Source organism: Actinoplanes sp. NPDC051513 (assembly GCF_044454685.1).
Taxonomy (GTDB): Bacteria; Actinomycetota; Actinomycetes; order Mycobacteriales; family Micromonosporaceae; genus Actinoplanes.
Genome location: NZ_JBITDW010000006.1, coordinates 107,291 through 114,488 on the forward strand (window position 1 = coordinate 107,291; position 7,198 = coordinate 114,488).

Below are 7,198 nucleotides of genomic sequence, written 5' to 3' on the forward strand. Positions count from 1 at the left end.
ATGATCACGCAGGAAAAGACGAGGAGGACGGGATGAAGGTGGTCATCTTCGGCGCGACCGGGATGGTCGGCCAGGGCGTGCTGCGGGAGAGCCTGCTGGCGTCCGACGTCGAGGAGGTGCTCGCCGTGGTCCGCACCCCCACCGACGTGCGCCACCCCAAACTCCACGAGCGCCGGGTGGACGACTTCGCCCAGATCGACGACCTGAAGGCGTACGACGCCTGCTTCTACTGCCTGGGCGTGAGCTCGGTCGGCATGGACGAGGCGGCTTATACCGAAATTTCGTACACGTACCCGATGGCCGCCGCCCGCGCGGTCGACCACGACGCCTGCTTCGTCTACGTCTCCGGCGCCGGGACCAGCCCGAGCAGCCGCCAGATGTGGGCCCGGGTCAAGGCCCGGACCGAGCAGGAGATCATCGATCTTCTGCCCAACGGTTACGCGGTGCGTCCGGGCATCATTCAACCCACCCACGGCGTACGGTCCAAGACGCGCCTCTACAACGCGATCTACACGGCCACCGCGCCGCTTCTCCCCGTGCTGGACAGGCTGGCGCCGGGCTACGTCACCACCACCGACCGCCTGAGCCGCGCCATGCTCCAGGTCGCCCGCGTCGGCTTCCCCCGGCGCATCCTCGAGAACCGCGACCTCAGATAGCCCCGTGGCCCGCCGGCACCGGCTCGCGGGGCGGCCCCGGCGGAGTGCCGTCCCCGAACGGCCGCCCACCGAGCGCCTCTCGCCCGTGCGGCTCGAGCCAGTTCCGCAGGTCAGGCCCGGCCGGCACGATGCCGGTCGGGTTGATTTCGCGATGCACCACGTAGTAATGCCGTTTGATGTCCACGAAGTCGATCGTGTCGCCGAACCCCGGCGTTTGAAACAAATCCCTCGCATACGCCCACAGCACCGGCATCTCGCTCAGTTTGGTCCGGTTGCACTTGAAGTGGCCGTGGTAAACGGCATCGAACCTCGCGAGCGTCGTGAACAGACGTACATCGGCCTCGGTGATCGTGTCTCCGACCAGATAGCGGTGCTCGGCCAGATGCGCCGACAACTTGTCGAGGCGGTCGAAGAGCCGCTGGTACGCCTGCTCGTAAGCCTCCTGCGACCCCGCGAAACCGGCGCGGTAGACCCCGTTGTTGACATCGGCGAACACAAACCGGTTGACCTTGTCGATCTCGTCGCGCAGCGCGACCGGATACAGCGCCGGCGCTCCCGGCCGGTGATGCTTGGCCCACTCCAGCGAGAGGTCGATCGTGATCTGCGCGAAGTCGTTGGTCACCACCTGCCCGGTCCGGATGTCGACGATCGCCGGCACCGTGATGCCCTTGTCGTAGTCGGGGAAGCGCTTGAAGAACGCCTCCTGGAGCCGCTCGATCCCCAGCACCGGGTCGCGCCCGCCCGGGTCGAGGTCGAAGGTCCAGCTCCGCTTGTCGTGGGTCGGCCCGGCGATGCCCATCGACAGCACGTCCTCGAGCCCGAGCAACCGCCGTACGATGATCGCCCGGTTCGCCCACGGGCATGCCCGGCTCACGACGAGCCGATATCGCCCCGGCTCGACTGGATAGCCGTCCCGCCCGTCCTCGGTGATCCGCGTCGTGATGTACCGCTGGTCCCGGACGAACTCGCCCGCTGGATTCGCATAGGCCATGCGTTCCAATCTGGCAGAGTTGTCGGATGTTGGCCAAGATTCGCTGGACCAATTCCGTCCCCGTCGTCGCCGTCGCCGCCCTGATCCTGACCTGGGGCCGCGACCTGCCACCGCCCCTGGTCGTGATCGTCGCCCTGCTTCTCGGCGGCGCCGTGCTCGCCGCCGTCCACCACGCCGAGGTCGTCGCCCACAAGGTCGGCGAGCCGTTCGGATCCCTGGTCCTCGCGGTGGCCGTCACCATCATCGAGGTCGCGCTCATCGTCACCCTCATGATCAGCGGCGGCGAGAAGACCCAGTCCCTGGCACGCGACACCGTCTTCGCCGCCGTGATGATCACCTGCAACGGCCTGCTCGGCCTGTCCCTGCTGGTCGGCGCCGCCCGGCGGCACGTCGCGGTCTTCAACTCCGAGGGCACCGGCGGCGCCTTCGCCACGGTCATCATGATCGCCACGCTCAGCCTGGTGCTCCCGAGCTTCACCACCAGCCGCCCCGGCCCCCAGTTCTCGCCGGCCCAGCTCGGCTTCGCCGCCGTCACGTCGCTGGCCCTCTACGCGCTGTTCGTCACCGTCCAGACCCGCCGGCACCGCGACTACTTCCTGCCGATCACCACGGCCGGCGAGGTCATCGACACCGAGGAGCACCTCGATCCGCCGACCGGCAAGGCCGCGCTGACCAGCCTCGGCCTGCTGCTCGTGGCCCTGATCGGCGTGGTCGGCCTGGCGAAGGGCGTCTCGCCCGCGATCGAGAAGGTCGTCGGCGACCTCGGCATGCCGCAGGCCGTGGTCGGCGTCGCGATCGCCCTGCTGGTGCTGCTCCCCGAGACGATCGCCGCCGTGCGAGCGGCCGTCCGCGACCGCGTGCAGACCAGCCTCAATCTCGCGGTCGGCTCGGCGATGGCCAGCATCGGCCTGACCATCCCCGCGATCGCCATCGCGATGATCTGGCTGCCCGGCCCGCTGCTGCTCGGCCTCGGCGGCACCCAGATGGTGCTGCTCGCGCTGACCGCCGCCGTCGGAACGCTGACGATCGTTCCCGGCCGCGCCAACGTCCTGCAGGGCGGCGTGCACCTCTCCCTGCTGGCCGTCTTCCTGTTCCTGGCCGCGAGCCCCTGACGCACGCACCGTGACAAACGGGCGGGGCGTCCCCCGTGATCGACGCCCCGCCCGAGCTGTCCGGCCTTCTGTCAGGCAGAGTCCCGCCGCACCAAGGTGGGCTCGTAGATCACCGACGAGACCCGCATCCCCGGATCCTCGATCCGCGCCAGCAGCAACCGCGCCGCCTCGGCCGCCATGTCTTCCAGCGGATGCCGCACCGTGGTCAGCGCCGGCGCAGCCGCTATCGCCGCGCTGCTGTCGTCGAATCCCACGATCGCGATGTCGTCCGGCACGCGCCGCCCCGCCTCACGCAGGGCCATCAGCGCACCCACCGCCATCAGGTCGTTCGCCACGAACATGCCGTCGAGCTCGGGATGGGACGCCAGCAGCGACCGCATCGCCGCCTCGCCGCTCTCCTGCGTGAAGTTCCCCGCCACGATCGGCACCCATCCGTGCCCGTGCTTGGCCATGGTCCGCCGGAACCCCGAGATCCGATCATGGCTGGCCGGCACGTCGGCCGGTCCCGAGATCATCCCGATCCGCTGGCACCCCCGCCCGAGCAGATGCTCCGCCGCGAGCGTCGCCCCCGTCTCGTTCGCCAGGTCCACATAGTTGATCGGCACCGCCTCGCCGGGCCGCCCGATCATCACCGACGGAACACCACCCTCGGTGAGCATCCGCGGCAACGGATCGACGGCCGGCAGCGACAGCACGATCGCCCCGTCGGCCTGCCCGTTCCGCAGGTCCCCGACGAGCCGCCGGCGCCCCTCCTCGGTTCCCACGATCTGCAACGCGAGCTGCACACCCGTACGCCGGAGCACGCTCATCAGCCCGCCGACGACGCGCCCGAAGTAGGGATCAGCGAAGAACCGCCCCATGAACGGGTCGTCATCGTGCGACTCGGAGTCGGAGACGACGAGCGCCACCGTCCCCGTCCGCCGCGTCACGAGCGAGCGGGCCAGCCGGTTGGGCACGTATCCCGTCTGCCCCACCGCCTCCCACACGACTTCGTGCAGCTGCGGGTCGACATTGCGAATCCCATTGATGACCCGCGAAACGGTCGCGCGCGACACTCCCGCCACCCGCGCCACATCCTCGAGCGTCGGCAGCCGTTCGCCAACGGGGGCGCGTCCGCGTTCCATGCCCGCCTTTATAGCACAGAGGGAAAGCGCTCTCCGACCACGTCACGCCCGCTGCCGATCACCGTCTTCGCGACGCGTACGCGCCCACGCCGCCCCGCCCGGCAGCGCCCGCCCCACCACTCCACGCGACCGCCTGCCACCCAAGGCCGCAGCGCGCCCATCGCCCCGCAGAGCCGAGTCGAGATCTTGATAAGTTCTCGCGCGCCCCTAACGGCAATTCCCCATGTTTGTGGCGCGCCTCCGCCCGCGCCGGCCCCGCCCGCGGCGCCGGACTGAGGTCTTGATGAGCTGCTGTTCGGTTCGAACGCGACCTCATCAACACCGAAAGCGGCGGGCCCTCTTCGAACGCGGCGATCATCCGCGAAAGCGCCCGCCCGCCAGTTCCGGAACCGCTCAACGGCCCCACGGCATTGACGGGCGTGACATCCAGGCGTAACACTCGGAAAGCGCTCTCCAAACACGCCGCCCAATGTTCCCCGCACTGGGCGGGTGCATAACCCCCATCCCCGCGGAGAACTGTGGAGATCTGAGTGAAGAATCCAGCGACGGCCGGGCTCGCCGCCCGGCCAAAGAGCAGCTCCACCAGCAAATCGCGCGTCGTCCTCGCCTCGACCGCCGTGGCCGCCCTCGCCGGCACCCTGGCGATCGCCGGCGTCCAGGCCGCCCACGCCGCCGACACCCTCCTCTCGCAGGGCAGACCTGCGCTCGCCTCATCCACCGAGAACGGCGGCGCCCCCGCGGCCGCCGCCGTCGACGGCAACTCGTCCACCCGCTGGGGCAGCGCCTGGAGCGACCCGCAGTGGCTGCGCGTCGATCTCGGCGGCGCCGCCACGATCACATCCGTCCAGCTGCAATGGGAGGCCGCCTACGCCAAGGCGTACCAGATTCAGACCTCGAACGACGGCAGCGCCTGGACCACCATCTCTTCCAAGAGCAATGGCGCCGGAGGCGCCGAGACGCTCACCGTGAGTGGCTCCGGCCGGTACGTCCGCATGTATGGAACCCAGCGTGGCACCGGCTACGGCTACTCCCTGTACGAGTTCAAGGTCTACGGCAGCCTGGTCAACCCGCCCGCGAGCGACGGTCCCGGCTACGTCATGGCCAACCCACCGGTCACCGGGGTGATCCCGTCGACGGCCGTCCCGCCGAACACGAACCCGCCGACCACGCACCACGAGTTCCAGGCCAACTGTTCGGTGAGCCGCTCCAACCTGAACGACGACCCGATCGTGTTCCCGAACATGCCGGGCGCCTCGCACTCACACACGTTCATGGGCAACACGACGACCTACGCCGGCACCACCCTCAACAGCCTGCAATCGGGCGGCACCTCCTGCATCACTCCCGGTGACCGGACCGGGTACTGGATGCCGACCCTTCTCAACGGCACCACGGCCGTGCAGCCGATCGGCCGCCAGGTCATCTACTACAAGAGCGGCGTGATCGACTACCGCAGCGTCCGCCCGTTCCCGCCCGGTCTGCGCTACGTCGTCGGCAGCCCCACCGCCACCATCGACGACTTCCGCAACTCCCCGGGCGCCGTCGAGGGCTTCGAGTGCGGCGACCTCTCGAACAACTGGGACATCCCGGCGAACTGCGCGGCCGGCACCCAGCTGAACGCGCGCATGCAGGCCCCGAGCTGCTGGGACGGCCTGCACCTCGACACGCCTGACCACAAGTCCCACATGGCCTACCCGGTTCTCGGGGTCTGCCCGATGAGCCACCCGGTGGCCGTTCCGATGATCGAGTTCAAGATGGCGTGGCCGGTCAGCGGGAACATGGCCAACGTCCACTTCTCCAGCGGCCGCGGATTCAGTTTCCACTACGACGTCTTCAACGCCTGGGACGTCCCCACGCTCGCCGCCCTGACCACCCACTGCATCAACGGTGGACTCCAGTGCGACCCGCGCGGATTCGACCTCTACAAGCCGGACCGCGGCGCCGCCCTCAACGAGAACTACGAACTCCCGTAAGGACAAAAGGAAAGGGCGCCGTTCAACGCGAACGGCGCCCTTTCCGCGTACGGAATCAGGAAAGCTCTTTGATGGTGGTCAATGCCACCTCGCGCGTGCGCAGTACCTGGAGGGCCAGCGAGCGCGTCTGCGGCTCCACCCCCGATTTGTCCTCGCTGCCGGCCAGGTTCTGGCTCTGCTCGAGGTGCGCCTGCACCGCCTTGAGAATCGCCTTGTCGAAGCTCTTGCCGGTCAGCGCCGACGCCTCGGTGACCTCCTGCGGCGTGACCATGCCGGGCATCGGCATGCCCTTGTGCGGGTTCACCGCGGGGAGGCCGGCCTGGTCGTGCAGGGCGCGCAGCTCGCTGAGCTCGGCGCTCGTGAACGCCTGCACCTGGGCCGACAGGGCCTGCACGTCGGAGCTGCCGCTGCGCTCGGGCACCAGCTCGAGCAGCGGAAGCAGTTCCTCGTCCATCGCGATGTTGATCTCGATCCAGGCGAGGTCGGTGCCGCCGAACTGGGTCGCCATGGTCACGGCGGGGGAGGCGTCCGGTTCGGAGGCGGAGTCTTTGCAGCCCGCGAGTCCGAGCGCCAGCAGGCCGGCGAGCAGGACTCGGGCAATCATTTTCACGCGGGAGAGTCTGACTTTTCCGGCCATCTCTGTCAACGATTCGATATTGATGGATGGCAACACTCCCGTAACAATAATGGTGTTCGATGGAGCGCTCTCCCCGCAATTCTTTCCAGCCCTGGTCAGGCCGCCGCGTCACGGGGGCGGTGTGGTGGCAATGGGCACAACCGCGTGGCCCGGGCGGTGGGCGTTGCTAGCGTCGGTACCGATGCCGCAGCAGCGGACATCCCGGACGAGTGCGCGTCGTACCCGGCTCTGACAAGACGGCCGCCGAAGAGGTGACTCGTCATGGCGTGGGTCGTGCTTGTGCTGTCCGGTCTCATGGAAACCGCCTGGGTGATCGCGCTCGATCGCAGCGCCGGCTTCTCCCGCCCCGTCCCCAGCGTGACCTTCCTCGTGACGCTCGCGCTCAGTATGGGCGGGCTCGCCTACGCTCTGCGCACGATTCCAATCGGCACCGGTTACGCAGTGTGGGTGGGCATCGGCGCGGTCGGTACCGCCGTGTTCGGCATGCTCGCGCTGGGTGAGTCCGCCACCCTTCCGCGCCTGCTCTGCCTGCTGCTCGTCGTGGCCGGCGTCGTGGGGCTCAAGGTCTTCCACTGACAGCGCCGCCGCCCCGAAGTGGGGGGGGGGGGCCCCCCCCCCGGGGGCCCCCCCCCCCCCGGGGGGGGGGGGGGGGGGGGCCCCGCCCCCGGGGGGGGGGGGCCCCCCCCCGGGGGGGGGGCCCCGGCT

Annotated in this window: 7 protein-coding genes and 1 riboswitch; of the genes, 4 read left to right on the forward strand and 3 right to left on the reverse strand. The window is 69.3% G+C overall.

What is annotated here, in order from left to right:
* The first annotated feature begins 32 nt into the window (after nucleotides 1-32).
* Nucleotides 33-656, forward strand: a complete 624-nt coding sequence (locus ACIA5D_RS20935; protein ID WP_396031798.1) for an epimerase — start codon at nucleotides 33-35, stop codon at nucleotides 654-656.
* Here ACIA5D_RS20935 and ACIA5D_RS20940 read toward each other — a convergent pair.
* A complete protein-coding gene (locus ACIA5D_RS20940; protein ID WP_396031799.1) occupies nucleotides 649-1,647 on the reverse strand; it encodes a glutathione S-transferase family protein in 999 nt (332 codons plus the stop codon). The genes ACIA5D_RS20935 and ACIA5D_RS20940 overlap by 8 nt on opposite strands.
* Nucleotides 1,648-1,673: 26 nt before the next feature.
* On the opposite strand from ACIA5D_RS20940, the gene ACIA5D_RS20945 reads away from it, so the two are divergent.
* Nucleotides 1,674-2,759 (forward strand): calcium:proton antiporter, encoded by a 1,086-nt coding sequence (locus tag ACIA5D_RS20945; protein ID WP_396031800.1) that lies wholly within the window; start codon nucleotides 1,674-1,676, stop codon nucleotides 2,757-2,759.
* Between the two features lie 71 nt (nucleotides 2,760-2,830).
* Here ACIA5D_RS20945 and ACIA5D_RS20950 read toward each other — a convergent pair whose 3' ends face one another.
* Nucleotides 2,831-3,883, reverse strand: coding sequence for a LacI family DNA-binding transcriptional regulator (locus tag ACIA5D_RS20950; RefSeq protein ID WP_396031801.1), 1,053 nt, complete (start codon nucleotides 3,881-3,883; stop codon nucleotides 2,831-2,833).
* Nucleotides 3,884-4,500: 617 nt separating this feature from the next.
* On the opposite strand from ACIA5D_RS20950, the gene ACIA5D_RS20955 reads away from it, so the two are divergent.
* Nucleotides 4,501-5,856, forward strand: coding sequence for a DUF1996 domain-containing protein (locus ACIA5D_RS20955; RefSeq protein WP_396032188.1), 1,356 nt, complete (start codon nucleotides 4,501-4,503; stop codon nucleotides 5,854-5,856).
* 55 nt (nucleotides 5,857-5,911) lie between these two features.
* On the opposite strand, the gene ACIA5D_RS20960 is transcribed toward ACIA5D_RS20955, so the two are convergent.
* A complete protein-coding gene (locus ACIA5D_RS20960; protein ID WP_396032189.1) occupies nucleotides 5,912-6,460 on the reverse strand; it encodes a DUF305 domain-containing protein in 549 nt (182 codons plus the stop codon).
* 212 nt (nucleotides 6,461-6,672) lie between these two features.
* Nucleotides 6,673-6,740: riboswitch (guanidine-III (ykkC-III) riboswitch) on the forward strand.
* A 14-nt stretch (nucleotides 6,741-6,754) separates the two neighbouring features.
* Between ACIA5D_RS20960 and ACIA5D_RS20965 the strand changes: the two genes are divergently transcribed.
* Nucleotides 6,755-7,069: a DMT family transporter gene (locus ACIA5D_RS20965; RefSeq protein WP_396031802.1), complete on the forward strand. Its 315-nt coding sequence runs from the start codon at nucleotides 6,755-6,757 to the stop codon at nucleotides 7,067-7,069.
* Nucleotides 7,070-7,198: the final 129 nt, after the last annotated feature.